The organism is Serratia rubidaea, assembly GCF_016026735.1.
GTDB classification, from domain to species: Bacteria; Pseudomonadota; Gammaproteobacteria; order Enterobacterales; family Enterobacteriaceae; genus Serratia_B; species Serratia_B rubidaea.
In genome coordinates, this window is the sequence record NZ_CP065640.1 from 378,160 (window position 1) to 404,404 (window position 26,245).

Annotated in this window: 20 protein-coding genes and 3 tRNA genes; 6 read left to right on the forward strand and 17 right to left on the reverse strand. The window is 61.1% G+C overall.

Features of this window, described 5'->3' with window-relative positions; translation table 11 throughout:
• Positions 1–12: 12 nt before the first annotated feature.
• The 4 genes from rlmM to I6G83_RS01755 all read right to left on the reverse strand — a co-directional run bounded on the left by rlmM (position 13) and on the right by I6G83_RS01755 (position 3,074).
• A complete protein-coding gene (gene rlmM / locus I6G83_RS01740) occupies positions 13–1,116 on the reverse strand; it encodes a 23S rRNA (cytidine(2498)-2'-O)-methyltransferase RlmM (RefSeq protein WP_015673576.1) in 1,104 nt (367 codons plus the stop codon).
• Complete coding sequence (locus tag I6G83_RS01745) at positions 1,109–1,504, reverse strand: DUF423 domain-containing protein (protein ID WP_099050025.1); 396 nt, start codon at positions 1,502–1,504, stop codon at positions 1,109–1,111. The genes rlmM and I6G83_RS01745 overlap by 8 nt, the downstream gene beginning before the upstream one ends.
• Positions 1,505–1,549: 45 nt before the next feature.
• Positions 1,550–2,467: a transcriptional regulator GcvA gene (locus I6G83_RS01750; RefSeq protein WP_015673578.1), complete on the reverse strand. Its 918-nt coding sequence runs from the start codon at positions 2,465–2,467 to the stop codon at positions 1,550–1,552.
• Between the two features lie 382 nt (positions 2,468–2,849).
• A complete protein-coding gene (locus I6G83_RS01755; RefSeq protein WP_041411862.1) occupies positions 2,850–3,074 on the reverse strand; it encodes a YgdI/YgdR family lipoprotein in 225 nt (74 codons plus the stop codon).
• A 183-nt stretch (positions 3,075–3,257) separates the two neighbouring features.
• Here I6G83_RS01755 and csdA point away from each other — a divergent pair, with 183 nt between their 5' ends.
• Together csdA and csdE are read left to right on the forward strand one after the other, a co-directional pair.
• Positions 3,258–4,460: a cysteine desulfurase CsdA gene (gene csdA / locus I6G83_RS01760; protein WP_054306206.1), complete on the forward strand. Its 1,203-nt coding sequence runs from the start codon at positions 3,258–3,260 to the stop codon at positions 4,458–4,460.
• Between the two features lie 23 nt (positions 4,461–4,483).
• Positions 4,484–4,918, forward strand: coding sequence for a cysteine desulfurase sulfur acceptor subunit CsdE (gene csdE, locus I6G83_RS01765; protein WP_062779308.1), 435 nt, complete (start codon positions 4,484–4,486; stop codon positions 4,916–4,918).
• Here the strand turns inward: csdE and tcdA are convergent.
• Positions 4,909–5,715: a tRNA cyclic N6-threonylcarbamoyladenosine(37) synthase TcdA gene (gene tcdA / locus I6G83_RS01770; protein WP_015673582.1), complete on the reverse strand. Its 807-nt coding sequence runs from the start codon at positions 5,713–5,715 to the stop codon at positions 4,909–4,911. The genes csdE and tcdA overlap by 10 nt on opposite strands.
• Before the next feature lie 83 nt (positions 5,716–5,798).
• Complete coding sequence (mltA, locus tag I6G83_RS01775) at positions 5,799–6,938, reverse strand: murein transglycosylase A (RefSeq protein ID WP_015673583.1); 1,140 nt, start codon at positions 6,936–6,938, stop codon at positions 5,799–5,801.
• A gap of 294 nt (positions 6,939–7,232) precedes the next feature.
• On the opposite strand from mltA, the gene I6G83_RS01780 reads away from it, so the two are divergent.
• From I6G83_RS01780 to I6G83_RS01790, 3 genes are all read left to right on the forward strand, one after another.
• A tRNA-Met gene (locus I6G83_RS01780) sits at positions 7,233–7,309 on the forward strand.
• A 62-nt stretch (positions 7,310–7,371) separates the two neighbouring features.
• A tRNA-Met gene (locus tag I6G83_RS01785) sits at positions 7,372–7,448 on the forward strand.
• A gap of 32 nt (positions 7,449–7,480) precedes the next feature.
• Positions 7,481–7,557: transfer RNA gene (locus I6G83_RS01790), tRNA-Met, on the forward strand.
• Between the two features lie 108 nt (positions 7,558–7,665).
• Here I6G83_RS01790 and amiC read toward each other — a convergent pair.
• A complete protein-coding gene (amiC, locus tag I6G83_RS01795) occupies positions 7,666–8,919 on the reverse strand; it encodes an N-acetylmuramoyl-L-alanine amidase AmiC (RefSeq protein ID WP_054307702.1) in 1,254 nt (417 codons plus the stop codon).
• 218 nt (positions 8,920–9,137) lie between these two features.
• On the opposite strand from amiC, the gene argA reads away from it, so the two are divergent.
• Positions 9,138–10,475 (forward strand): amino-acid N-acetyltransferase, encoded by a 1,338-nt coding sequence (gene argA, locus I6G83_RS01800; protein WP_161805810.1) that lies wholly within the window; start codon positions 9,138–9,140, stop codon positions 10,473–10,475.
• Positions 10,476–10,492: 17 nt separating this feature from the next.
• Here argA and recD read toward each other — a convergent pair whose 3' ends face one another.
• From recD to lgt, 10 genes are all read right to left on the reverse strand, one after another.
• Positions 10,493–12,358, reverse strand: coding sequence for an exodeoxyribonuclease V subunit alpha (gene recD / locus I6G83_RS01805; RefSeq protein WP_054307703.1), 1,866 nt, complete (start codon positions 12,356–12,358; stop codon positions 10,493–10,495).
• Positions 12,355–15,912, reverse strand: a complete 3,558-nt coding sequence (gene recB, locus I6G83_RS01810; protein ID WP_054307704.1) for an exodeoxyribonuclease V subunit beta — start codon at positions 15,910–15,912, stop codon at positions 12,355–12,357. Before recB ends, recD begins: the two co-directional genes overlap by 4 nt.
• On the reverse strand, positions 15,909–18,797 hold the full coding sequence (gene ptrA, locus I6G83_RS01815) for a pitrilysin (protein ID WP_054307712.1): 2,889 nt from the start codon (positions 18,795–18,797) through the stop codon (positions 15,909–15,911). Before ptrA ends, recB begins: the two co-directional genes overlap by 4 nt.
• Positions 18,798–19,019: 222 nt before the next feature.
• Positions 19,020–22,391 (reverse strand): exodeoxyribonuclease V subunit gamma, encoded by a 3,372-nt coding sequence (gene recC, locus I6G83_RS01820; RefSeq protein WP_054307705.1) that lies wholly within the window; start codon positions 22,389–22,391, stop codon positions 19,020–19,022.
• Between the two features lie 31 nt (positions 22,392–22,422).
• Complete coding sequence (locus I6G83_RS01825; RefSeq protein WP_054307706.1) at positions 22,423–22,779, reverse strand: prepilin-type N-terminal cleavage/methylation domain-containing protein; 357 nt, start codon at positions 22,777–22,779, stop codon at positions 22,423–22,425.
• Entirely contained in the window at positions 22,769–23,212 is a 444-nt protein-coding gene (locus I6G83_RS01830; protein ID WP_371851016.1) for a YgdB family protein, read from the reverse strand. The genes I6G83_RS01825 and I6G83_RS01830 overlap by 11 nt, the downstream gene beginning before the upstream one ends.
• Entirely contained in the window at positions 23,209–23,790 is a 582-nt protein-coding gene (locus tag I6G83_RS01835; RefSeq protein WP_054307707.1) for a prepilin peptidase-dependent protein, read from the reverse strand. The genes I6G83_RS01830 and I6G83_RS01835 overlap by 4 nt, the downstream gene beginning before the upstream one ends.
• A complete protein-coding gene (locus I6G83_RS01840) occupies positions 23,784–24,284 on the reverse strand; it encodes a prepilin peptidase-dependent protein (RefSeq protein ID WP_054307714.1) in 501 nt (166 codons plus the stop codon). The genes I6G83_RS01835 and I6G83_RS01840 overlap by 7 nt, the downstream gene beginning before the upstream one ends.
• Positions 24,285–24,490: 206 nt before the next feature.
• Positions 24,491–25,285 (reverse strand): thymidylate synthase, encoded by a 795-nt coding sequence (thyA, locus tag I6G83_RS01845; RefSeq protein WP_015673594.1) that lies wholly within the window; start codon positions 25,283–25,285, stop codon positions 24,491–24,493.
• A 6-nt stretch (positions 25,286–25,291) separates the two neighbouring features.
• The gene (gene lgt / locus I6G83_RS01850) at positions 25,292–26,167 is read right to left on the reverse strand and encodes a prolipoprotein diacylglyceryl transferase (RefSeq protein WP_054307708.1); all 876 of its coding nucleotides are present in this window, start codon (positions 26,165–26,167) and stop codon (positions 25,292–25,294) included.
• Positions 26,168–26,245: the final 78 nt, after the last annotated feature.

The window sequence follows — 26,245 nt, forward strand, 5'->3', positions numbered from 1 at the left end:
GCCCTTATCGCATCAATCCCGCTCGTCGCGGCGGCCCGGCACCGCGGACCACATGCGGCGCACGTGCACCGTGATCTCCTCGCGATCGTGATACAGCTGTTTGGCATGCACATCTGCGCTAATGCCGGCCGCGCCCAACGCTTCCCGGATGCTCTGCAGATTCTGCGCGACCTCTTCGTAACGCTTCTTCATCGGCAGCTTCAGGTTGAAAATGGCCTCGCGGCACCAGCCTTTGACCAGCCACTGAATCATCAGGCTGGTGACCTTGGCCGGCTTCTCCACCATATCGCACACCAACCAGTAAATTTTGCTGCTGTTCGGCTCAAATTTAAAACCGTCGGCGCGATGGTGTGTCACCTGGCCGGTGTCCATCAGGCTCGGCGCCATCGGGCCGTTATCCACCGCATGCACCATCATGCTGCGCTTCACCAGTTGGTAGGTCCAGCCGCCGGGGCAGGCGCCCAGATCCACCGCATGCATGCCGCTGGCCAGGCGCTCATCCCACTCATCGGCGGGAATAAACACGTGGAACGCCTCTTCCAGCTTCAGGGTTGAGCGGCTTGGCGCATCGGCCGGGAACTTCAGCCGCGGAATGCCCATATAGAACGGCGAGTTATTGTTGCTGTAGGAGTAACCCACATAGCAGCAGCCCGGCGCGATAAAGAACACGTGCACCACCGGCCGTGACGGGTTTTCACGCGCCATCAGCACTTTCTGCTCGCGCATCGCGGCGCGCAGCGGCACCGTCAGCTTGCGGCAGAACTTCATCAGCTCTTTGCTTTCGTTGGTGTCCGCCACTTCGACCCGCAGCTCGCCGCCGCGATCGACGACGCCGATCAGCATGCCGACAATCGGCGACACGCGGTCTTCCGGCGGCAGATCGCGCAGCAGTTCACCGACGACAATCAGCTGGCGGGCAAAAATCAGTTCGCGGAAAGGAATTTCTTTCGCCAGCCGATCGGCATCGTCCGGCTGATAGCACTCAAACAGCACGTAGCCGCTGTTCTCTTTCACCCGGGCAAAGCCGAAAATCTCCAGCTGAGACGCTTTATCCGTAATTTCCGCCGCGCACTCTTTTTCAAACCCGGGGCGGCAGTACAATGCAACTTTATTCATGGCGCTCGGCCTTTTTCCTCAGACGCAAAGCGCCAATCAACATCAATGCCCAACCGATCAGGAAACACACGCCGCCGACCGGCGTGATATAGACCCAGACCTTCAGGTGCGACAGCGCCAGACAATACAGGCTGCCGCTAAACAACACGGTGCCGAGCGCCAGCAGCGCCCCGCTCCAGTAAAACCACAGGCTGACGCGGCGCTGCATCGCCACCGCCAACGCCAGCACCGCCAGGGTATGCACCCCCTGATAATCCAGCCCGGTGCGGATCCACGCCATTTCATTGGCGCCCAGCGTGCCGCTCAGCACGTGCGCGCCAAACGCCCCCAAAGCAACAAATACAAAGCCGCTGATCGCGGCAAAAATCAGCATCGAACGACTGCTCATCGTTATTTACCTTTAGTCGGTAACCGGCCGCCTGAGGCCGCCGGTTTATTGTTCATAGCGGAAACGATATTTTTCCTGCTCGCTGGCAGCACGCGCCAGGATCCATTGGCGAAAGGCGGCTATTTTACCCAGTTCTGCCTGGCTGTCATGACATACCAGATAAAAAGCGTTTTTACTGACCAGAACATCATTAAACGGACATACCAGCCTGCCCGCTTCGATTTCCGTCTGCGCAATCACGTTGTTCACCAACGCAATGCCCTGCCCGTGCACCGCCGCCTGCACCACCATCGCGCTATGGCTGAAAATCGGCCCCTGCTGCACATTAATATGCTGCAGCCCCAGTTGCCGGGTATAGGCCAGCCAGTCGCGGCGTGAAGTATCATGCAGCAGCGTATGATTAGCCAGATCCTCCGGCGATTTTAACGCGCGCTCGCCGGTCAGCAGGCTGGGGGAACACACCGGCAGCAGATATTCGGCATACAGGCGCTCCGCGCGCAGCCCCGGCCAGTTGCCGCGGCCATAGAAAATGGCGACGTCAACGTCATCGGCCAGTTTATCCTCTTCCCGGTCAACGGCTTGTATACGAACATCAATCCCCGGATAAGCTGAGTTAAAGCCAGACAGACGCGGCACCAGCCACTGAATGGCAAAACTCGGCGGCAAACTGACCGTTAATGCGCCCTTGGCGCTGCGCGCCTGCAGCTTACGCGTCGCTTCATTGATCGAGGAGAATATCTCTTTGATATCCAGATAATAACTCTGCCCCTCTTCGGTCAGCAGCAGGGAACGGTTGCGCCGGCGAAACAGTTTAAGGCCGAGGAAATCCTCCAGAGACTTGATCTGGTGGCTCACCGCAGCCTGGGTGACGAAAAGCTCTTCGGCCGCTTTGGTGAAACTGAGATGGCGGGCTGCCGCATCAAACACCCGCAGTGCATTAAGGGGCGGTAAACGTTTAGACATTAATTAGCTACTTTTGTGTAACAAAATTACAACACAATCAACCCTAAAAGCAGGTTGCGTTGACAGACGCGCGTCAGCTCGCTTCCCACGCGCTTATTTCATTAGTTTTTTTTATCCGATGCATTATAAATTGTCCGTTGAGCAGACGCCAGCAAATACCTATAGTGGCGGCACTTCCCGGGCCGGAACGAAAAGGGATTGGGTGTCGAGGACGCCGATGAACTTTTGGCTTGTGGTTGTGATGTTGTGTTTGCAAATTGTCCGGCGATTCCGGACATGGTAGCTAAGCTACTGTTTTTTCACTTCCTGTACATTTACCCTGTCTGTCCATAGTGATTTATGCAGCACCGCAAACATTGCGGTGCTTTTTTTTGCCTGACGTTTACTGATCGGTTTCCGCCAGCTCTTTCACGTCGGCACGGTTAATCTGCTGCTCGACGCCGTTGGCATCTTTGTAGCTGATCATCCCGGTATCTTCATCAACCTGCGGCTTGCCGTCGGCGACAATGGTTCGCCCGTCGTTGGTGTGCATCACATAGTTACTGGAACAGGCAGCCAGCGTGAACGTCAACATCAGAGCAGAGATAACTGCGGCCGTCTTCTTCATCTTGGACTCCTTGTAGATAAAAATGCTGTAAAAGACCTTTAGATACCTAAAGGCAAGGTTGCGCACCCGTAGAAACAGCATAACAAACTCACACCGGAATGCCAGGCAAGCGCCGCAATGGACTTGTCAGTCGCGGCAAAATAGGACAGGATCGGCAGGTGTTCCGACCAATGATAATCCACTATGTCGTCGTTTAATCCCTCAGTTTTCCGCCGCCAGTTTCCCGCAGTGGCGCAGCCCGGCGTTTATCTGGACAGCGCCGCCACCGCGCTGAAGCCGCAGGCGGTGATTGCCGCCACCCAGCAGTTTTACAGCAGCGACGCAGCCACCGTGCACCGCAGCCAGCATAAGGCGGCTCAGGATCTCACCGCCCGCTTTGAACAGACGCGGCATCAGGCGGCAGCACTGATTAACGCCGCCGCCGAAGAGATTGTCTGGACGCGCGGCACCACCGAGGCAATTAATCTGGTGGCGCAAAGCTATGCGCGCCCGCGCCTGCAGCCCGGCGATGAGATCATCGTCAGCGAGGCGGAGCATCATGCCAACCTGATCCCCTGGCTGATGGTCGCGCAGCAGACCGGCGCCCGCGTGATAAAACTGCCGCTGGGGGCCGACCGGCTGCCCGACCTCACACAGCTGCCGGCGCTGCTGACAGCGCAAACCCGGCTGCTGGCGCTGGGGCAGATGTCCAACGTTACCGGCGGCTGTCCGGAGCTGGCGCAGGCGATCGCACTGGCGCACGGCGTCGGCGCCAAAGTCATGATCGACGGCGCTCAGGGCATCGTGCACTGTCCGGCGGACGTGCGGCGGTTAAACATCGACTTTTACGCCTTTTCCGGCCATAAGCTGTACGGCCCGACCGGCATCGGCGTGCTGTACGGCAAAAGCGAACTGCTGGCGCAGATGGCGCCGTGGCAAGGCGGCGGAAAAATGCTGACCCAGGCCTCGTTCGACGGCTTTGTCGCGCAAAAACCGCCTTACTGCTTTGAGGCCGGCACGCCGAATATCGCCGGCGTACTGGGTCTGGGCGCGGCGCTGAGCTGGCTGGAGGAGCAGGATCTGCCGGCGGCGGAAGCCTACGCCCGTCAGTTAACCGACGACGCCGAGCATCGGCTGGCGCAACTGACGGGCTTTCGCAGTTTCCGCTGTTCCGGCTCCAGCCTGCTGGCGTTCGATATCGCCGGTATTCATCACAGCGATATCGTCACGCTGCTGGCGGAACAAGGTATCGCGCTGCGCGCCGGGCAGCACTGCGCACAACCCCTGATGGCGGCGCTGGGCGTCAGCGGCACCCTGCGCGCATCGTTCGCCCCTTATAATACGCCGGAAGACGTCGACAGACTGGTCGACGCCATGGTGAATGCCGTCGACCTGCTGGCGGATTGAGATACAGCTATTTCGGAGACGCTATGCTTGCCCCCCATCCCTTCGGCCGCGACATTACCGCTGCGGCCCTGACAGAAAAATTCGGCGCGCTGAAACAGTGGGAAGACCGCTATCGCCAGCTGGTGATGCTGGCGAAACAGCTGCCTGCGCTGCCGGAAACGCTGCGCAGCACGGAGATAGAGCTAAGCGGCTGTGAAAACCGCGTCTGGTTAGGACATCAGTTGCTTGACGACCATCGCCTGCATTTTTACGGCGACAGCGAAGGCCGCATTGTACGCGGCCTGCTGGCGGTGTTGTTAACCGCCGTGGAAGGACAAACTCCGCAGCAGCTGCTGGCCGCCGATCCCCTGGCGCTGTTCGACACCCTGGGGCTGCGCGCCCAGCTCAGCGCCACCCGCGCCAGCGGTCTGGAAGCGCTGGCCGCGGCGGTCAAAGACATTGCCGCGCGTTATGCCTGACGGGCGGCTTTCGCCATCATCTTTTTCAACGCATGGGAAACGGCGACAAAGCCAAAGGTCGCGGTGACCATGGTCGCCGCGCCGAAGCCGGCGCTGCAGTCCATCCGCTTCGGCCCTTCCGCGGTGCTGCGCGACGCGCACACCGAACCGTCCGGCTGCGGATACACCAACGCTTCGCTGGAAAAGACGCAGTCGATGCCCAGTTTGCCCTTGCTGTTTTTCACCACGTTGAAATCGTGTTTGAGCCGCTCGCGCAGCTTGGCCGCCAGCGGATCCTGAATGGTCTTGGCCAGATCCGCTACCTCAATGCGCGTCGGATCAATTTGCCCGCCGGCGCCGCCGGTGGTCACGACCGGGATCTTGAAGCGGCGGCAGTAGGCCAGCAGCGCCGCCTTCGGCCGCACGCTGTCGATGGCGTCGATCACATAGCTAAAGTCGTTGTCCAGCAGCTCCGCCACGTTATCCGGCGTAATAAAATCGTCGATGCAGGTTACCCGGCACTCCGGGTTAATCGCCAGAATACGCTCGGCCATCACTTCCGTCTTCGACTGGCCCACGTGGCCGCGCAGCGCATGGATCTGGCGGTTGGTATTGGTGACGCAGACATCATCCATATCAATCAGGGTAATGGCGCCGATGCCGGTGCGCGCCAGCGCCTCCGCCGCCCATGAGCCCACGCCGCCAATGCCAATCACGCAGACGTGCGCCCGGGCGAACAGCGCCAACGCCTGCTGGCCGTACAAACGCGCCGTACCGCCAAAACGCTGCAGATAGGCTTCTGAATAGGGTGTGCTCATAACGCTGTAATTACCTTAATTATGCAAATGATAAGGGCCGGAAAATCCGGCCCTTGCGGGTTAGCGACGACGAACGTTAACCATTAACGCGTCGCCAGCAGGCCCCCGCTCTGATTGACCTTCGGCTGATAGGCGCTGAACAGCGGCGCGCCGCTGCCGCCCTTCAATACCCACACCCGGCCATAGTGGTTGTAAAAACCGGCCGCGTGGCCGGCGTCCGGCCCAATCCCCTGGTAGATATCAAAGTGCTGGCCTTTAATTGCGCCGCCGACGTCCAACGCCACCATCAGGCGCATCTCATATTTTCCCGTGAATTTACCCTTGTTGTCCAGCAGTGGTACTTCCGCCAGCAGCGTGGTGCCGGCAGGAATCAGCGAGCGGTCAGACGCCACCGACGCCTTGGCAATCAGCGGCACCGCGCTGGCGCCTTTCACCGGCGCAAAGGATTCCGGACGGAAGAAGACAAAGGACGGGTTCTGCTCCAGCAGTTCACGCACTTCCGCCTCGCTGTGGCTGTCCGCCCACTTGCGGATCGCCTGCATCGACATATCCGCCTTAGCCACCTCGCCCCGGTCGATCAGCACCCGGCCAATGCTGCGGTAAGCATGGCCGTTTTTGCCGCCGTAGCCGAAGAACACCAACGGCTGACCGTTGCCGAAGTCGACATAGCCGCTGCCCTGCACTTCCATCATAAAGTTGTCCATCAGCGAGTTGCTGTAGGCGATGATGTAGCGGTCATCCAGCGCGCCGTTATAAATGCCTGCGCGGCTCGGCAGACGGCCGCGCTTCGGCGGCATGCGGTACAGCGGATAGCGGAACTCGCCCTGCGGGGTGGCGCGCGCCTGCACCACTGGCGTGTAGTAACCGGTAAACTGTACGTTACCGTAGTTGTCCGCCCCTTCCATCTGGTAGGCGCTGAGGCCAAACTGGCTAAGCTGGCGGGTATCGGCGCCGGAGGCCATCCAGCTCTTTACCGCCTGGTAGGTGTTGCTGTTACGGCTGAATAAAGAAGGAGACGCATATTGGATCTCCAGCAGCTGGTTGGCGTAATCATTGCCGTTCATCGGCACGCCGCGGGTGTTCGGCTGATTCACCAGCGCCAGCGGCTGCTCCAGCTGCCCGTCTTTATATTGCTGACCCCGGTCGGTCGGCTTTGACGAACAGCCCGCCAAGATTGCTATCACTAACCCGCCCAGCAGGTATTTACCCCAACGTCCTTTCATCGCGCGCTCTCTTAAAAAAAACAGGTGTGACTTTCACCCAAGACATTTCGAGGTGCAGACGGCGGGCCGCCCCATCGCGCATCTGCAGCTTGAAAAATAAAGGGGATACCGGCGAAAGATAACAAACCACTTGGGAGAAAGGAATCGCTGCCAATAAAAAATCCCTCGGCGCGCAGGGTGATGAAAAAGAAAGCAATGTGCGGACTAAATAAGCCAAAAAACGGCTTTAGGCCGATTATCTGCAAAAAGGGGTTGCAACATAACGCATGGAGAGTATAGTGCGCATCCATCGGACGCGGGGTGGAGCAGCCTGGTAGCTCGTCGGGCTCATAACCCGAAGGTCGTCGGTTCAAATCCGGCCCCCGCAACCAACCGATGCTGTACCAGCGGCATCTTATTATGGGTTGGGTTCGAGAAAGATGCGTTAAACGGACGCGGGGTGGAGCAGCCTGGTAGCTCGTCGGGCTCATAACCCGAAGGTCGTCGGTTCAAATCCGGCCCCCGCAACCAAACGACAGACAACGCACAAGCATCAAGACGGACGCGGGGTGGAGCAGCCTGGTAGCTCGTCGGGCTCATAACCCGAAGGTCGTCGGTTCGAATCCGGCCCCCGCAACCAAAATCAATTGATGACAATCGGCACCCTCAGGGGTGTTTTTTTGTATCTGAAATCCGCAAAACGCCAAAATCATCACGCCGGGCCGCAGCCCAGCGCCCTGCTTTCCCGTTAGCGTCTCGCCCCGCCGTTGGCGAAATAAGCCTTGATGCCTGCCAGTATGGATTCCGCAATCTGCTGCTGAAAACGGCTGGTACGCAGCTTACGCTCTTCTTCCACGTTGCTGATAAATGCCGTCTCCACCAAAATGGAAGGAATGTCCGGCGCCTTCAGCACCGCAAAGCCGGCCTGATCGACACGGTTCTTATGCAGCCGGTTGATGCCGCCCATCCGATTCAGCACTTCCTTGCCAAACTTCAGACTGTCATTGATGGTCGCCGTCTGCACCAGATCGAACATGGTGTGGTCCAGGTAGCGGTCGCCGCTTTTACTGACGCCGCCAATCTGATCTGATTCGTTCTGCGTCTGCGCCAGATAGCGCGCCGCGGCGCTGGTCGCCCCTTTGGTCGACAGCGCAAACACCGACGAGCCGCGCGCCGCGCGGTTGGTAAAGGCATCGGCGTGGATGGAGACAAACAGATCGGCGCGCTGCTTGCGCGCTTTCGCCACCCGCACCTTCAGCGGAATGAAGACGTCTTCGTTGCGCGTCATAAAGACTTTCATATTCGGTTCGCGCTTGATCATCGTTCTCAGGCGGCGGGCAATCTGCAGCACGATATCTTTCTCGCGCGTTTTGTACTTGCCGATCGCGCCGGGATCCTCACCGCCATGCCCCGGGTCGAGCATAATGACGATCGGCCGGTCACGCCCCGCCTTGCCGGTTTGCGGCGCTTGCGCCGGCGCCGGCAGCGTCCGTTCCAGATCGCCCTTGTTGTAATCTTCCAGCAATGCCAACAGCGGATCATATTCATCATCCCCCGGCGCCGGCTTGCTGGGATACATATCCAGCACCAGACGGTTGCGGTATTCCGCAACCGGCGCCAGGGTGAACATGTGCGGGCTGACGCTTTGCTTCAGCTCCAGCACCAGACGTACGGTGTCTTTATCAAACTGGCCGACGCGCGCCTGCTTCAGGTTGGGGTCGCTGTTTTGCACTTGAGAGGCAATGCCTTTCAGCACGCTGTTCAGCTGTACGCCTTCAATATCCACCACAATCCGGTCGGGATTGGTCAGCGCAAACTGTTTGTACTTTAGCGCCACGTTGGACTCGAGCGTCACGCGCGTATAGGTAGATGAAGGCCAGACGCGCACCGCAATGACATGCGATGACGCGGCAAAACCGACACGGCTCACGCTCAGCAACCAGGTTGCGGTAACCCCCTGCAACAGACGACGGCGACCCAGATTGTGATTATCGTTTGACATGCGGCTCCAACCAATAGCAGTAGACTAAAAAAACAGCAAAATAGAGACAATGGCGAAAACTTTAACGAATCCATTCGGCGCTGTCATCAGAAAATCTTTTTATGGGTTTTCAATTTATTAACGATTTAACAGTGTTAGCGGGGAAAACAACGCAAATTCCCCCTTGCTATCGGCGGCAGAAAAGAATAAAAATACAAAAATACCGTATAAGTATTCACATGAGGTTTGCCGTGAAGGAACGTAGTACAGAGCTGGTTCAAGGATTCCGTCACTCAGTTCCCTATATCAACGCCCACCGCGGCAAGACATTCGTCGTGATGCTCGGTGGCGAGGCGATTGAGCATGAAAACTTTACTAATATCGTCAACGATATCGGGTTGCTGCACAGCCTGGGCATTCGCCTGGTGGTGGTCTACGGCGCGCGTCCGCAGATTGACGCCAATCTGGCGCTGCATCATCTCGAGCCGACTTATCACAAGCATACCCGCGTGACCGATGCGCCGACGCTGGAGCTGGTCAAACAGGCGGCCGGCCTGTTGCAGCTGGATATCACCGCCCGGCTGTCTATGAGCCTGAACAATACGCCGCTGCAGGGCGCGCATATCAATGTGGTCAGCGGCAACTTTATTATCGCCCAGCCACTGGGCATTGATGACGGCGTGGACTACCACCACAGCGGACGTATCCGCCGTATTGATGAAGAGGCCATTCACCGCCAGCTGGACAGCGGCGCCATCGTGCTGATCGGCCCGGTGGCGGTCTCCGTCACCGGTGAAAGTTTCAACCTGACCTCTGAAGAGGTGGCGACCCAGCTGGCCAGCAAGCTGAAAGCGGAAAAGATGATCGGCTTTTGTTCTTCGCAAGGGGTGACCGATGCCGAGGGCGAAATCATCTCCGAGCTGTTCCCCAACGATGCGCAGAAACGCCTTGATGCGCTGGAGGAGAACGGCGACTACCACTCCGGCACCGTTCGTTTCCTGCGCGGCGCGGTCAAAGCCTGCCGCAGCGGCGTGCGGCGCTGCCACCTGATCAGCTATCAGGAAGACGGCGCGCTGGTGCAGGAACTGTTCTCCCGCGACGGTATCGGTACGCAGATCGTGATGGAAAGCGCCGAGCAGGTGCGGCGGGCGACCATCAATGATATCGGCGGCATTCTCGAGCTGATTCGCCCGCTGGAACAGCAGGGTATTCTGGTGCGCCGCTCACGCGAGCAGTTGGAGATGGAAATCGACAAGTTCACCATTATTGAGCGCGATAACCTGACCATCGCCTGTGCGGCCCTCTACCCCTTCCCGGAAGAGAAGATTGGCGAGATGGCCTGCGTGGCGGTGCATCCGGATTACCGCAGCTCATCGCGCGGCGAAATGCTGCTGCAGCGGGTGGAAAGCCAGGCGCGGCAGATGGGGCTGCAAAAACTGTTCGTGCTCACCACCCGCAGCATTCACTGGTTCCAGGAGCGCGGCTTCACGCCGGCGGAGGTGGACGTGCTGCCGATGCAGAAACAGGCGCTGTACAACTATCAGCGCCGCTCAAAAATCCTGCTGGCCGACCTGTAAACCGTTAAGGGGCGCGGTTAGCGCCCCTGTTCATCGCTCGCCAGCAGCAGGCGTTCGGCCAGCCCGCTGCGGCGCTGCGTCGGCGTACGTACGGCGCTCATCAAAACCTTATCGGCAGCGTACAGCGACAGCCGCTGACGCGCGCGGGTAATGGCGGTATACACCAGTTCCCGCGTCAGCACCGGCAGATAATGGTTGGGCAGCACCAGCACCGTATGGTCAAACTCCGATCCCTGTGATTTATGCACCGTCATCGCATAGGCGGTTTCATGCGCCGGTAAGCGGCTTGGCTGCACCGATTTGATGCTGCCGTCCGGCAGTTGAAAGTGAACGCGCAATTCCCCTGCCGCATCCGGCAAGGCAATACCGATATCGCCGTTAAACAACCCCAGCGCGCTGTCGTTGCGGCCGATCATCACCGGTCGCCCCCGATACCAACGCCCCGCGGCACCGGACGCACGCCGGATCAATCCTGCGCGCTGCAGGCCGGTTTCAATGCGTTCATTCAGCCCGCTGACGCCGAACGGGCCTTCCCGCAGGGCGCACAGCACCTGAAAACGCCCGAACGCATCCAGCACCTGCTGCGCATCAACGCCGGCGGCCACCTGCGTCAGGTAGTCGCGGTAGCCCGCCACGCAGGCATCCAGCAGCGCCTGATAGTCCACCGTCTCCGCCAGCGGATAGCCGGCCACATCGTCAAAACGCCCGTCCAACGCCACGCGCGCGCCCCGGACATCGCCGGCGTTAACCGCGAACGCCAGCTGTCCAATGCCCGAGTTGGCGTCAAAACGGTAGCTTTTACGCAGCAGGCACAGGCTGTCGCGCACCGCCGCAGCCGCCTGCGCCGGCTGCCCCTGCAGCACGCAGCCGGTCAGCTGGCTGAGCTGCGCCGCACGCGCCTCGCTGTAGCCCTGCTCGGCAAAGCGGCAAATATCCCCCAGCACCGCGCCCGCCTCCACCGAGGCCAGCTGATCGCGGTCGCCAAGGAAAATCACTCTGGCATGTGCGGGCAAGGCGGCGATCAGCCGCGCCATCATCGGTAAATCCACCATCGACGCCTCATCCACCACCAGCACGTCCAGATGCAGCGGATTACCGCGATGGTAACGCATGCGCTGGCTGTTCGGCTGCGCGCCCAACAGGCGGTGCAGCGTGGCGGCTTCGGAAGGAAACAGGCTCAGCTGCTGCGGCGTCAGCCCCAGCCGGCGGCTGGCGCTGCCGAGCGATTCGGTCAGGCGCGCCGCCGCTTTCCCGGTCGGCGCGGCGAGCTGAATGCGCAGCCGTTCACCATCGGCCAGCTGCACCAGCGCCGCCAGCAGTTTCGCCACCGTGGTGGTTTTGCCGGTGCCCGGCCCGCCGGAAATCACCGCAATGCGCCGCGTAGCGGCAACGGCGGCGGCGATTTTCTGCCAGTCCGGCGTCGCTTCCGCCTCGCCAAACAGGCGATCCAGGATCGGCCGTAAACGCTGTGGGTCGATAGGCTGCGGCGTATCCTCACTGCCGATAAAGTCCGCCACCTCGCCTTCGCTTTGCCACATGCGCTGCAGGTAGAGACGCTGCTGCTGCAGCACCAGCGGCGTCGGCAAGCTGCCGTCGCTGACCGCCAATGACGACAGCAGCAGGGCTCGCCACGCCTCAACGTCCGGCTGACCGGCGGCCCGCCAGACCGCCTGCGCCAGCTCAGGCTGGCGGGCGCCGAATAATGTCTCCGGCAGCAGTTGCTCCAACTGCAGACAGACGTGGCCGGCACCGGCTTCCGCGCTGAGGCAGGCCGCCGCCAGCAACATATCCGGCCGTTCCGGCCCGGCGACCACCTGGGCGAACTGCACGTCCAACGGACGCAGCACGCCAAGCGCGACCGCCTGTTGTAGTAGCTGCATCATGCTTCAGAGTCTCCCGGGTTGTCGTCGCCGCTGAACAGCCGATCCATGCCCTCAACCAGTTCGGCGGCGGGCCGGCAGGCAAAGATGCCGTTGCCGGGATGCTGACCGTCGACGCCGCGCAAAAACAGATAAATCACGCCGCCAAAATGACGCTGATAGTCATAGTCCGCCAGACGGTGACGCAGATAGCGATGCAGCGCCAGGGTATACAGCTGATACTGCAGGTCATAACGGTGTTCCGCCATCGCCTGCGCCATCGCCGGCTGCGTATAGGCGCTGCTGTCGTCCCCCAGCCAGTTGGACTTATAGTCGAGCAGGTAATATTTCCCCTGCCAGCAGAAAATCAGGTCGATAAAGCCTTTCAGCATCCCCTGCACCCGTTGAAAATCCAGCGCCGGACAGCGAGCCGACAGCGGATCGTAGCGCTTCACCAACGCATCCAACTGCGTGGCCTGCAGCAGTTGGCCGATCGGCAGATAAAACTGCAGTTCCGCCTGTTTCGCCTGCGGCATCAGCTGCGCCAGCGTAACGCCGCTGTCATTCAGCACGGTGTGCAGCAGCGTCTCCATCCACGTCTGCAGCACCGGCTGCCAATATGCGTCATAGCCGTTCAGCTGCAGCTGTTCCGCCAACCAGACGGGGTCCAACGGCTGGGTAAAATCCAGCGTCTCAAACAGGCTGTGCAGGAAGGTGCCCGGCGCCGCGCCGCGCGGAAAGGTATGCGGAGTCAGTGATGGCTCACTTTCAACCGCCTGCTCGCCCGCGACGTCGACGTCCAGCCGCGGCAGCAAATCCTGCATCAGCCCGGCGCCGTGTTGCTGCAGGCCGGTATAGCTGGTTACCCGCCAGAAATCCTGCATCTGCCGGTTGACCTGTCTGGCCGCCAGCTGCTCCGCCCTCACGCTTTGCGGCTGCCAGGGCTGCTCATCAAGCGTCTCAAGCAGCGAGAGCGCAATGCTTTCATCGGCCAGTTGCTGCAGACAGCTCTGCAAACAGGCAGCGTCCCCCGCCTGACCGCCCTGCACCAGATATCCCAGCGCACTACGATGTAAATCGGTCTCTCCCTGCTTTTTACGCGTGCCCTGAATAAGCGGCGCAATGCCGATGCTGCAGTGGTACACCGAACGCGTCAGCGCGACGTACAGCAGGCGCAAATCCTCCGCCAGCCGCTCTTCCTCCGCCCAGGCGATGCTCTCTTCATCGGCATTCAGATCCAGCAGGGCCTTGAAGCTGTGACGATCGTGATACAGCACCTGCTGCTGCTGGCGATAGTTGCCGACAAACGGCAGCCAGACCAGCGGATACTCCAGCCCTTTCGACTTGTGAATCGTCATCACCTGCACCAGGTGACGATCGCTTTCCAGACGCAGCTGCTGGTTGTCCGACTGGCTGTTCGGCTGGGCGATCTGCTGCGCCAGCCAGCGCACCAGCGCATGCTCGCTGTCGAGCTGCGCCGACGCCTCCTGCAGCAGTTCCCCCAGATGCATCACATCGGTCAGCCGACGCTCACCACCGGGGCTGGCCAGCAGGTTTTCCGCCAGGTGCCGCTGCGTCATCACCTCGCGCAGCATCGGCAGCACGCCGCGCCGCAGCCACAGCGTGCGGTATTGGTCGAACTCATCAACCAGCGCGTCCCACGCCCGCTCGTTATGGTTCAGGGCGTCCAGCGTCGGCGCATCCAGCCCCAGCAGGCCGGTCGCCATCGCGCTGCGCAACGTGCGCTCCTGCTCCGGCGCCAGCACCGCCTGCAGCAGCCACAGCAGATCCTTGGCCTCCGGCGTATCGAACACGCTGTCGCGGTTTGACAGGTAGACCGAAGGGATCGCCAGCAGGCTGAGCGCATCGCGTACCAGCGCCGCCTCCGCCCGGCTGCGCACCAGAATGGTGATATCCGACGCCTGCACCGGCCGCCGCCTGTCGCCATCCGCCAGCCAGGCCTCCCCACGCTGCCCGGCGTTCAGCCAGTCGCGGATTTGCGTCGCGCACAGCCGCGCCATCTGCTGTTGGTAGTCACTTACTCCCACGCCGTCGCCCGGCTGCAGCCAGAAGTGCATGGCGGCCTGGGGCCGGTTATGCAGTTCAAACGCCAGCTGATGGTTTTTATCCGCCGCCGCCACCTCAATAAACGGGATCTCGCCGAACAGGAACGGTTTTTCCAGCCGCGAGAACAGCCGGTTGACGCTGCCGACCATCGTCGGCGAAGAGCGCCAGTTGGTCTCCAGCGTATAGTGTGCGCTTACCTCAGAACGTGCACGCATATAGGTGAAAATGTCCGCGCCGCGGAACGCATAAATCGCCTGTTTGGGATCGCCAATCAGCAGCAGTCCGCACTCCGCCTGACCGACATATAACTTATGGAAAATACGGTACTGCTGCGGGTCGGTATCCTGAAACTCATCGATCATCGCCACCGGATAACGCTGACGTATCGCCTGCGCCAGCCGATCGCCGCCGGCGCTCTGCAGCGCGCCGTCCAGCCGGCTCAACAGATCGTCAAACCCCAGCTCGGCGCGCTGGCGCTTTTCCTGCTGAATCGAGGTGCGGATCTCGCTCAGCGCGCGCGCCATCACCAGGTCGCGCAGCGTCAGCGGTTCGGCAAACAGGCCGTCGACGGCGTCAAACAGGGCGTGACGCGGTGCCTCGCCCTTCTTGGTTTTCTCCAGCAGCGTCGACTGGCGGAACTTTTCCAGCTCTTTCGGCAGCTGATAATCCAGCGTCTCCTGCCCGGCCCACTCGCCGACCTTCTGTAGCCAGTTGGGCAAATGTCTGCTGCTGTAACTGCGCTTATCGACGCCGGAGCTGCTGATAAGATCGTGCAGATCGGCCGCCGCCGCGACCCATTGCGCCTTGATGGCGTCAATGCGCGCCACAATCTTCTGGTGGCGCATCAGCAGCGTTTCATCCTGCTGCGGCGGCTGACGCAGCGTCGGCGCCTCGCCGTGCAGATAGGCGGACAGATCGCTCAGCAAAGCTTCCGGCCCGCTCCACTCCTGGCTGACCGCGCGCGCAACGTCCAGCGGCAGCGGATAGCAATGGCGACGCCAAAAGTCGGCGCAGGCCTGCCGGCGCAGCGGCAGCTCGTCCTGCACCAGCGTTTGTTCAAACAAAATGCCGGACTCAAAGGCGTTCTGGGTCAGCATGCGCTGACAAAAACCGTGGATGGTATAGATCGCCGCCTCATCCATTTGCCGCTCGGCGGCCAGCAGCTGCGCCGCCGCGTCCGACAGATCGTCAATCTCCGCCATCAGCGCGGCAAACAGCGGGTTGTCGCAGTGCTCCCGCCCGCGAATGCAGGCGATGCGCAACCCGTGAATATTGCTGCGGATACGGCCGCGCAGCTCTTCGGTGGCGGCCTCGGTAAAGGTCACCACCAAAATTTCCTCTACCGTCAGCGGGCGCGAAAACGCCGCCTGCTTACCCAACCCCAACAGCAGGCGCAAATACAGCGCGCCAATGGTGAAGGTCTTACCGGTCCCCGCCGAGGCTTCAATCAGCCGTTCGCCGTAAAGCGGCAGCGTTAACGGATCGAGCGTTTGCGGAGTCAGAGTCGTCATGGTTTAACCACCTGACGCGGCATGGTCTGTTGCAGCGCGGACGCGTTCGGATAAGCGGTCCAGCCCTGCGGCGCCGCATAATCGGCTTTGCCCTGGCTGCTGCCGCTGACCTGAGACAGCACCGCCAGCCCCTGAGGCTGCATCACCGCCTGATGGAAGAAGTCCGCCAGCTTGGCCGGCGTCAGTTGCTCTATCTGTGCGATCAGCTTCTGACGCGTGTCAAAGGCAAAATTACCGCGCTCGAAGTCATTGCTAAAGCGCCCTGCCTCCTCGCTCAGCGTTTGCGGCCGCTGTTTCAGTTCATTAATCAGCGCCTGCTGATACTGGGCGAAGTCCGCAGCGCTCATCGCGTGCAGCCGTTTTTCTGCCCTCGGATAGAAGTCCTGATAGCGCTGATAGAGGTAGTCCGGCTGTTTGCTGTTGCTCTGCAGCAGGAAACCGACGCCCCACTGCCGCCCGACCGACATCGGGAAGGCGAACACCGCATACCCCAGCTGTTCCTGGGTGCGCAGCTGGCTATAGAACCAGGGCTGAATGATCTGTCCCAGCAGTGAGCTGTGCGCCATGCCGCTGATTTCATCATATCCGGTTGGGATATAGACCGCCGCCAGCGCCGAGTCGGTGCTGCTGCCGGCGCGCTGCAGATTTGCCAGCTGTTTTTTATCAACGCGGACATTTTCCCCGTGCCACCATGTCACGCCGCGGCAGGCGAGGCTCTGCTTCAGCGCGGACGCCAGCTGGTCAACCTGAGGCTTGCTCATATTGCCCACCACCAGCATTTCCGGCGTGGCGTTTTTCAGCAGGCCGTCGCGGTAGGCGAGCACGTCTTTCAGCGTCAGGTTTTTCAGCACTTCACGCCGTTCACTGCGTTCCGAATAGGGCACGCGCGACACCATCTGAATCGGCTGGATCGCCAGTTCGAAGGCTTTGCCTTTTTCAGCAGCATCCAGCTGCTGCAGATACCAGGACTTGGCCTGATCCAGCTGCGCCTGGGTCGGCGTAAAGCCGGCGTAGCCTTCAATCAGCGACGTCAGCAGCTGCGGCAGGCGCTGGGTAAAGCCGTTGGCGTTAAACTGCAGGCCGTTGCTCGGCGAGGTGCTGAAACTCAGGCCCCCGACCGAAGCCTGATAGCTCAGCTGATCCAGCGCGATACCGGCCAGGTAATCCGTCAGCGAGAACAACACCTGATTGCGCGCCGAATTCATGGTTTCAGCGTTGCGGAAGGCGACGGTTACGTCGGCCTTCGGCTCATCAGCAAAATAGCGGCTCGGCATATACAGCACGCGCAGCCCCGGCTGGTTCACCACCACTTCCGGCTGGGTAAAACGGTGCGACGGCGCGGTGAGGGTAAAGTCATCCGGGATATACGGGTTCAGCGCCGGCAGCGACAGCGAAATCCCCTGTCCCAGGCGCTGCCACTGTTCAAAACGCTGCGGGGTGATTTTATTCACCTGATACGGCGCATCGACAAAGTACGCCGTTTTGTTATGCGGCTCGTTCGGGCTGATAAACCACACGCGGGCGTTTTGCGGCGTCATTTCATCCAGACGCCGTTTAATGGCGTCAGGGTCGTAACGGTCCGCCAGATAAGGCGCATCCAGCGTATGCTCGACCGGCACGCGCAGCATGGTATCCACCAGCCACTCGATATAGTCCATATCGCGGGTAATCGACGGGTAGCGGAAATCCAGATTTAACACGTGCGCAATTTCATCAAAGTAGCTTTTTTTGACGCCCTGCTGACGCAGCATGTTCAGGTAGTTAAAGATCGCGGCCACCACCTGGTCACGCTGCGCCAGGCCTTTATCCGTCAGCGACACGCTGATGACAAACACCCCGCCGTTGCGATCCACCATCGGATCGGCGCCCGCGTTGATGGCATCGGCCAGTCCCTGCTGCTGCAGCCAGTCAGACAGCGTATTTTTGCTGCGGTTGCCGATCAGGTAGCTGATATAGGTATCGGTCTTGCTGCGGAAAGCCGCGCTGTTGTTATCGATACGGAACTCGACCTTCAGCTGCTTGCGCGGCTGCGCCGGCACGTAATTGATGATGATGCCCTGCTGCGCTTTGGTCACCGCCGGTACGGTAATCGGCGCAACGTCGGCCTGATGATTCGGCACCCGGCCGAAGGTCTTCGCCGCCAGCGCCGCCAGCTGCGGCAGCGGTTGGTTGCTGTAGAGCACCCCGACCATCAGATTGGCGGAGTAATAGCGTTGATAGAAACTCGTCAGCGCCTCATGCAGCTTGCTGCCGGGTTTATCCTTCAGCGTATCGAGGTTGCCGCCGGAAAAGCGCGCGCTCGGATGCGCCGGGTTCAGCGTTTCCGCCCCGACCTGCGCCATACGCATGCCGTCGCGCGAACGCGCCATGGTCAGCTCGGCATTCACCGCGTTGCGCTCTTTATCCGCATTGCCGGGGTCCAGCAGCGGCTCGGCTATCGCATCGGCCATGCGGTCCACCGCCGGCTCCAGCGCATCGTTTTCCACCTCCAGATAGTAGGCGGTGCGGTACGACGCGGTGCTGGCGTTGTGGCTGCCGCCGTGTTTTTTGAGGTATTCGGACAGGTTTTCCGGATCCGGATAGCGTTTGGAGCCCATCAGCACCATATGTTCCAGATAGTGCGCCAACCCCAGCTGGCTGTCAGGATCTTCCAGAGAACCGACCGGCAGGGCCAGCGCGGCCAGCGACTTGGGCGCCTGCTCATCAGAGACCAGCAGCACCGTCATGCCGTTCGTCAGCTTGATGGCCTGGTAATGGCGCGGATCGTGCTCGCTTTTATGGATTTTCTCCGCCAGCGGCTGCCATCCCTGCCCGGCCCAGCCTGACGGCGCCCAGAATACTACCAACAACATTACCCCGCAAAGGCGGGCCCAACGTCTGCGCATATCCAAATTAAACCCCTATTTCCGCCCCGCTGCGTCCGTTCCAGGACGCCGGCAAGGCCGATCAAAAAACAACAAAAATGTCATACCGGGCAGGTCGACGCGTCACAATACGCCGTAGCGACAGCTCCCCGGTAAGTACTTACTGTCACGCTAAAACCCGCTATTCACCTACGGCGAGACCTAGTTTTACCACCTCCCGCCACGGCGCACCACCCGGGCCCATTATCCCAGATTGTGTCTGGCGACCGGCAGCAGGTAACGTTCTGTTTCCGCTAAAATTTGCGCCAGGGCCTCATTATCCAGCTGGCGCAGCACCCGCTGAACATAAGGATCCTCCCCTTCGCCGGGAATGCGCTGGTCGCCCTGCCAGGCCTGCAGCAGTTTAGCGCGCGCTTTGGCCTGCGCCTCTTCGCTCCAGTCAATTGCCTGATTTTCCGTCTGATAGCACTGGCTTAACCAGGCCCAGCCGCTCTTATTGAGCAGCATCAGCGGCTGGCACAGACCGCGCTGATAGCCGGCCACCAGCTCCGCCAGCTGCGCCTGCGCCGCGTCCGCCGGCAGGGCGGCAAAGCGCCAGACCGAATTCTTGCGCCCCAACATGCGGCTTTCACCCTGGCCGCCCGCGCTGCAATACAGCAGATGCTCCAGCCACAGCAGAATGCCGTCCACCGCCGACAGGGCAGCCGGCCGCCAGCGCAGCAGGCCATCCTCCTGCACCTGATGCAGCCAACCGCCGATATGCACGCCCGCCACGCTGATATCCAGTTCCAGGCTGCCGCTCTCCCGACGCTCCTCACGCACCTGCGCCGCCAGCTCCTCCATCTCTTCCTGCTGCTTCTGCCAGTAAATCTCGCCGAAGGCGCCGTAGGGCAAGCCGCCAGAGGCCCTGATGCGCTGATACAGCTTCGCCGCATCGTCGCCGTCAATCAGCGCATTCAGCAGCTGATTGTTGTACTGATAGCGGCTGAGGTTATCCAGCGTAAACGGCTCTTCATCCGGCAGCTCGGTCTCTTCCAGCACAAAGCTCACGCCCAGGCGCTGCTGGAAGAATGCGCGGATTGGGTGACGGTAGAAGCGCAGCAGCTCATCCAGCGCGATCTCAACGCGGTGTTCGGCCGGCAGCGGCTGATTAAACTCAGGGTGCGCCTGGCCGCGCCCGTCGGCGGCCGGCAGCCATTCGGCGGCGTAGCTTTGCGCCTCGCTGTCCGGTATGAAATTTTCCGCCGCGAACGGCATCCGGGCATGCCAGCGAAGTAAATGTTCGCTAACCCGACGCGCGCTGGCGTCCACATCCAGCGCTTCGTCCCCCGGCAGACAGTAGCTCTGCTGCAGATACTCCAGCAACTCCGTCACCAGCACCGACGGGTAACGTTCGCTGTTGTCCTGAATCGAACGGCCGATAAAGCTGATATACAGCTTTTCCTGCGCGGATAAAATGGCTTCCAGGAACAGATAGCGGTCGTCGTCGCGGCGGCTGCGATCGCCGCGTTTTACCTGCTGCGCCATCAGGTCAAACCCCAGCGGCGGCAGCGTACGCGGATAAACGCCGTCGTTCATGCCGAGCAGGCACACCACTTTGAACGGGATAGAGCGCATCGGCATCAGCGTGCAGAAGTTGATCTGCCCGGCCAGAAAGCGCTGGCTGATCCGCTCCTGATCAAGACGCGCCGCCAGCTCGTCACGCAGCAGGCTCAGCGGCACCGCGTCGGGATAGCGGGCATTGGTGCCGTGTTCCAACACCTGGTGCCACTGCTTTTCTATCAGCGCCAGCGCGGCTTCCGTGTCGCCATCGGCGGCAAAAAAGCTCTCCAGCAGTTGGCGGCACAGCGGCGCCCATTCCGCCAGGGTGCGCGTTTCACTGAGGCGCTGACGCCACTGGGCAAGCTGCGTCAGCAGTTCCGCCAACTGGCCGGCCAGCTCCGCCGCCAGTCCGCTGGACTCGTCGTACGGCAGCACCCCCTGCCAGTCGCCGACGTTGCTGTCCATGGCATAGCCCAGCAGCATGCGGGTGATGCCAAAACGCCAGGTGTGCTGGCCGGTGGCCGGCAACGCCAGCTCGCGCACGTTATCGTCATCCAGCCCCCAGCGCACGCCGGACTCCGCCACCCAGTGGCGCAGCAGGCGCAGCCCCTCCTCCTGAATAGCGAAGCGCGCGGCCAGCGCCGGCACCTCCAATAGCAGCAGCACCTGTTCAGAGGTAAAGCGGCTCTGCGGTAAATCAAGCAGAGAGATAAAGGCCTGCAGCGCAGGATGCGCCTGACGCGCCTTGCGGTCGGAAATGGCGAACGGCAGGTAGCGATCGGCCGGCGCATTGCCGAACACCGCCTGAATATACGGCGTATAGCTGTCGATATCGGCGACCATCACGATAATATCGCGCGCACTCAGCTGCGGATCGTCCGCTAGCATCGCCAGCAGCTGATCGTGCAGCACCTCAACCTCGCGCTGCGGGCTGTGGCAGGCGTGCAGGCTCAGCGAGCGGTCGTCGGGGTCAAGCGGGCGTTTGGCGTCGCTGCGTTCAAAGGTGTCCGGCGTGGTGCCGATCACCGCGCAATCCTCCAGTTCCAGCATATCGCGCTGTATGCCGTGCAGCAGATTGTCTGCCGGCACATCGACAAAGGCGTCGACCTCCTGCAGGCTTTCCATCTGCGCCAGCAGATACAGGTGATCGCGCCCCAGCTTGCCCCATGACGCCAGCAGCGGGTTGCTCAGCTGCTGCTCCCCCTCGGCATCAAACAGCTGCGCCGCCTGCGCGGGATCGCGGAATAGTCCCTGCTCCTGCGCCTGATGGTGGCGACGCCGCTTGCGGCTTTGCAAGCGCGCCAGAAACGCGTAGTCCTGAATATCGCCCCAGTAGTAGCGGCACGGGTTGGTGAACATCAGGTGAATATCAATATGTCTGCCCAGCGCCTGCAACGCCTCCAGATAGACCGGCGGCAGCGCTGAAATACCGCAGATGAATACCCGTTTCGGCAGCCCCGGCGGGCACTGCTGCGCCTGTTCCAGCGTGGCGATAAAGCGGCGATACAGGTTGGCGCGGTGCCACTCCGGCTGCCCCAGCTCCTGGGTATACTGCACCAGCCGCGCCCACAGCGGCGCCTGCCACTGCTGCGCTTCGGGCAGCTCGGCGACCAATTCGCCGCGCTGCCAGCTTTCCAGCCACTGCGGCCGGTACACCAGATACTGGTCAAACAGGTCGGCCACGCGTCCGGCAAGCTGGTGGATCTTGCGCTTATCGCCGTCATCGGTCAGATAGTGCTGCAGCGGGGCAAATTCGGGCTGCGTCAGCATATCGGGCAGCAGCCACATCAGCTTCCAGGTCATGGCGTCCTTACTGAAGGCGCTCTCTTTCGGGATGCCCGGCAGCACGCGGGTAAACATTTCCCAGATAAAGGTCGCCGGCAGCGGAAACTCGATATTGGCGGCAATCCCGAACTGCTCGGCCAGCTGCATCTGCAGCCATTGCGCCATCCCCGGACTTTGCACCAGCACCACCTCCTGCTGGAAAGGGTCGGCCAACGGTTCTCTGGCGATCAGGACGCTGGTCAGCGTTTTCAGCACGTCCAGCTGATTGGAATGATAAACCGTAAACATGAGGCTCCTTGAAAATCCTATACGCGCCGGGTTAGTCGTCGCCGCAATACCAGCGGCTGAGCCGGGCCTGTTGACGCAGCGGCGTTGTTATCGTGACCGTGAGCTGCCGACAAACGCCGTCAACCTCGCCGTGCTGCAGCTCGCGCCGCCAGCCGGACGCCAGGGCGTCGTCTACGTCGCTGCCGGCGGCCAGCCGCTCCAGCTGCTGATGGGCCAGCGACCAGGCCTGCCGATACTGCCATTGCCGCTGCAGCCCCTGTAATAATACCTGATGGTATTGTAACAGGCCGAGCAGCGACACCGAGAATAACAGCGCCGCAATTAATACTTCCGACAGGCTGAAGCCCTGCTGACGCCGGGCCGCTCCGCCGATGCCGTTAGTCCGCACAGGCCGCCGCGTCCTTTTCCGGGCAAAAGTCCAGCCAGCCGCCCGGTTCCGCCCGCAGCCGCCCACGCGCGTCCGGCGTGGCCAGCTGATACAGCCAGAGCGGTTCCGCCGCGGGCATCTCCCCCAGCCCGCGCAGCAGTATAACGCCCGGCCGGGAAGCGCGCTTGACGCAGGCCTGCAGCCCCGCCGAAAACTGCCGCTGACAGCGCCAGACGCCGGCGTTCAGCAACGCGGGCGGCCAGGATTGCGTCAGCCCCCAGTTCAGCGCCGACGACGCCTGATTATACGCCTGCAGATAACGCCGCTGTTCCACCGCCAGCAACAGCGCGCTATCGAGCTGTTTTTGCTGAGCGCCCAGCAGCAGCAAGCCCATCAGCAACACCAGCATCACCGCCGCCAGCACGCTGCCCCGTTGATAATCTGCTCCGTTCACGATGACGGCGCCTCCACGTTGATATCCCAGCGTACTGAACGCGCATGCCCCGCCGCACTCGCCGAGCGGCCGCTCAGCGTCAGGCGCAGCAGACGCCGGCCGTGGTTACCCGGCAGCAGACGAATGCTGAAGGTTTCAATACGCACTTCATCGCGCTCAAACAGATTCTCCCAGCCGCCGCCGTTGCATTGGCTGACGCCGCGCTGGCGCTCAAGCCGGCCCGCGCGCAGTCGGTAGCCGAACTTCTCCGCCTCGTCGCCCGCCGTTTCCCAGCGGCCGTTGCGGTTCAGGTCATAGGCGACGATGACGCAGCTGTCGGCCGCCTCCCCGGCATGCCGGGCGATAGTCAGCGGCCGCCCGGCGCACCTTCCGGCGCAGAACCCCGCGCGGCGCAGATCTTTTTCAATGCCGAACGCCGCCTGCCGCAGCCTTAGCTCCAGCTGATAGGCGCCGAGAAATGCCGCGCTTTGCTGACGCAGCGCGGGATAGGCCTTCGTCGCCGCCAGCATAATCAGGCTGCCCGCCGCCATGGCCAGCAGTACCTCCGGCAGGGTAAAGCCGCGCGACGGCGTCAGCATGCGCGGATCCCGCGCAGCGCGCTCCCCACGCTGCAAATGCGCAAGCGCCCCTGGCCGGAAAGCACCACCTGCAATTGGCCGGCGTCATTGCCCAGGCGGATATGCCCGGCCTGCGCGCTGTTGCGCACCCCGTAAAAGCCCAGCTCCTTACGGGTGAAGTCGAGCAGCCGGATATCATCGCTCGGCGGCGTGAAGCGCCATCTTGCCGGCTGCCGGCAGTCAGCCGGTTCCGCGCCGCTGCCCAGGCACCAGCGCCCATGCGGTTTAAACCACAGCAAGGCGGTGCGGTTGCGCCAGTTGGCGTCGGCCTGCAGGCGCTGCAGAAACACCAGCAGCTGCTGGGCGGCCTGCTCCAGCCGCAGCGCCTGTTGGTGCTGCCGCCAGTGGCTGACGCCCCAGCCGCTCAGCATCGCGCTAATCAGAACCGCCAGCAGCAGCTCCATCAGCGTGATGCCGCGCTGCCGGCTGACGCCGTGGTGAAAGTTATCGTTCATGGCGACGAGTGTAATCGCCAAAATGGACGATAACAGCGTCTCGGTTACCGCCTGGAAAACGGCGCGCAAACAAAAAAGTAAATGATGAGGAGATACAGGAAAAATGCGGCGTTATACGCAACGTTTAGCGGGGTCGCAAGCGAGCGCGGGCGACAACGAAAAAGGGCGCAACCGACGTTGCGCCCTGAAAGAAGCCTCGTTTGATATCAGATCGCCACCGGCGCCTTGATCGCCGGATGCGGGTCGTAACCTTCAATTTCAAAGTCTTCGAAACGGTAATCGAACAGCGAATCCGGCTTACGTTTAATCACCAGCTTCGGCAGCGGACGCGGCTCACGGGTCAGCTGCAGCTGAGTCTGCTCCATATGGTTGCTGTACAGGTGCGTGTCGCCGCCGGTCCAGACAAAGTCGCCCACTTCCAGATCGCACTGCTGCGCCATCATATGCACCAACAGCGCATAGCTGGCGATATTGAACGGCAGGCCGAGGAAGACGTCGCAAGAGCGCTGATACAGCTGACAGGACAGTTTGCCGTCCGCCACGTAAAACTGGAAAAACGCATGGCAAGGCGCCAGCGCCATCTGGTCCAGTTCACCGACGTTCCAGGCGGAGACGATGATACGGCGTGAATCCGGATCCTGTTTCAGCTGCTGCAGCACCTTGCTCAGTTGATCGATCTGACGACCGTCCGCTGCGCCCCAGGCGCGCCACTGCTGACCGTAAACCGGACCCAGGTCGCCGTTTTCATCGGCCCACTCATCCCAAATGGTAACCTTGTTTTCACGCAGATAGGCGATGTTGGTGTCCCCTTTCAGGAACCACAGCAGCTCATGAATAATCGAGCGCAGGTGACACTTTTTGGTGGTCACCAACGGGAAGCCTTCCTGCAAATTGAAACGCATCTGGTGACCGAAAATCGACAACGTGCCGGTGCCGGTGCGGTCTGCTTTTGGGGTGCCCTCATCGAGCACTTTTTTCATTAAATCCAGATACTGTTTCATGTTTCCTCACGAAGTTTGTTGCTGCGGGCGACGGCGGTACGCCCAGATCATCATAATAATACCGGCCAACACCATCGGGATCGACAGAATCTGCCCCATGCTGATAACGCCGTCAAACAGCCCCAGCTGTGCATCCGGCTGGCGGAACGACTCGACAATAATGCGGAATGCGCCGTAACCGATGAGGAACAGGCCGGACACCGCGCCCATCGGCCGCGATTTGCGAATAAACAGGTTAAGAATGATAAACAGCACCACGCCTTCCAGCAGCAGTTCATACAGCTGCGACGGGTGGCGCGGCAGCACGCCGTACTGGTTCAGCAGCGGCAGCCACTTGCCCGGGTCGGCGGCGGCAATGGCGATATCTTCGCTGCGCGAGCCGGGGAACAGCATCGCCCATGGCGTATCCGTCGTCACGCGGCCCCACAGTTCGCCGTTAATAAAGTTGCCGAGCCGGCCGGCGCCGAGGCCGAAGGGGATCAACGGGGCAATAAAATCAGAGACCTGGAAGAACGTGCGCTTCGTACGCCGCGCAAACCAGAACATCACCAGAATCACGCCCATCAGGCCGCCGTGGAACGACATGCCGCCGTCCCAGACTTTGAACAGATAGAGCGGGTTCTCAAGGAATAACGGCAGGTTGTAGAACAGGACATACCCTACGCGACCGCCGACGAATACGCCGAGGAAACCGGCATACAGCAGGTTTTCCACTTCGTCTTTCGTCCAGCCGCTGCCCGGCTTGTTAGCCCGGCGAATCGCCAGCCACATGGCAAAGACAAAGCCAACCAGGTACATCAGACCGTACCAGTGCAAGGAGACCGGGCCGATGGAAAAAAGCACCGGATCAAACTCAGGAAATCTCAGATAGCTATTGCTCATCTATCACCACAACTCGTCTATTATTCTTCCCCAACGGGGTCGCAGTCCGTTGCCGACCGGCGGCAACCTGAATAATCT

Excerpts from the sequence above, each read along its gene's own strand:
- I6G83_RS01835 (WP_054307707.1), bottom strand. The coding sequence starts at position 23,790 with ATGCTGACGCCGTCGCGCGGCTTTACCCTGCCGGAGGTACTGCTGGCC.
- csdE (WP_062779308.1), top strand. The coding sequence starts at position 4,484 with ATGCTTGCCCCCCATCCCTTCGGCCGCGACATTACCGCTGCGGCCCTG.
- amiC (WP_054307702.1), bottom strand. The coding sequence starts at position 8,919 with ATGTCAAACGATAATCACAATCTGGGTCGCCGTCGTCTGTTGCAGGGG.
- rlmM (WP_015673576.1), bottom strand. The coding sequence starts at position 1,116 with ATGAATAAAGTTGCATTGTACTGCCGCCCCGGGTTTGAAAAAGAGTGC.
- recB (WP_054307704.1), bottom strand. The coding sequence starts at position 15,912 with ATGACGACTCTGACTCCGCAAACGCTCGATCCGTTAACGCTGCCGCTT.
- I6G83_RS01755 (WP_041411862.1), bottom strand. The coding sequence starts at position 3,074 with ATGAAGAAGACGGCCGCAGTTATCTCTGCTCTGATGTTGACGTTCACG.
- recD (WP_054307703.1), bottom strand. The coding sequence starts at position 12,358 with ATGATGCAGCTACTACAACAGGCGGTCGCGCTTGGCGTGCTGCGTCCG.
- mltA (WP_015673583.1), bottom strand. The coding sequence starts at position 6,938 with ATGAAAGGACGTTGGGGTAAATACCTGCTGGGCGGGTTAGTGATAGCA.
- I6G83_RS01745 (WP_099050025.1), bottom strand. The coding sequence starts at position 1,504 with ATGAGCAGTCGTTCGATGCTGATTTTTGCCGCGATCAGCGGCTTTGTA.
- ptrA (WP_054307712.1), bottom strand. The coding sequence starts at position 18,797 with ATGCGCAGACGTTGGGCCCGCCTTTGCGGGGTAATGTTGTTGGTAGTA.
- lgt (WP_054307708.1), bottom strand. The coding sequence starts at position 26,167 with ATGAGCAATAGCTATCTGAGATTTCCTGAGTTTGATCCGGTGCTTTTT.
- I6G83_RS01750 (WP_015673578.1), bottom strand. The coding sequence starts at position 2,467 with ATGTCTAAACGTTTACCGCCCCTTAATGCACTGCGGGTGTTTGATGCG.
- I6G83_RS01840 (WP_054307714.1), bottom strand. The coding sequence starts at position 24,284 with ATGAACGATAACTTTCACCACGGCGTCAGCCGGCAGCGCGGCATCACG.
- csdA (WP_054306206.1), top strand. The coding sequence starts at position 3,258 with ATGTCGTCGTTTAATCCCTCAGTTTTCCGCCGCCAGTTTCCCGCAGTG.
- argA (WP_161805810.1), top strand. The coding sequence starts at position 9,138 with ATGAGGTTTGCCGTGAAGGAACGTAGTACAGAGCTGGTTCAAGGATTC.
- recC (WP_054307705.1), bottom strand. The coding sequence starts at position 22,391 with ATGTTTACGGTTTATCATTCCAATCAGCTGGACGTGCTGAAAACGCTG.
- thyA (WP_015673594.1), bottom strand. The coding sequence starts at position 25,285 with ATGAAACAGTATCTGGATTTAATGAAAAAAGTGCTCGATGAGGGCACC.
- tcdA (WP_015673582.1), bottom strand. The coding sequence starts at position 5,715 with ATGAGCACACCCTATTCAGAAGCCTATCTGCAGCGTTTTGGCGGTACG.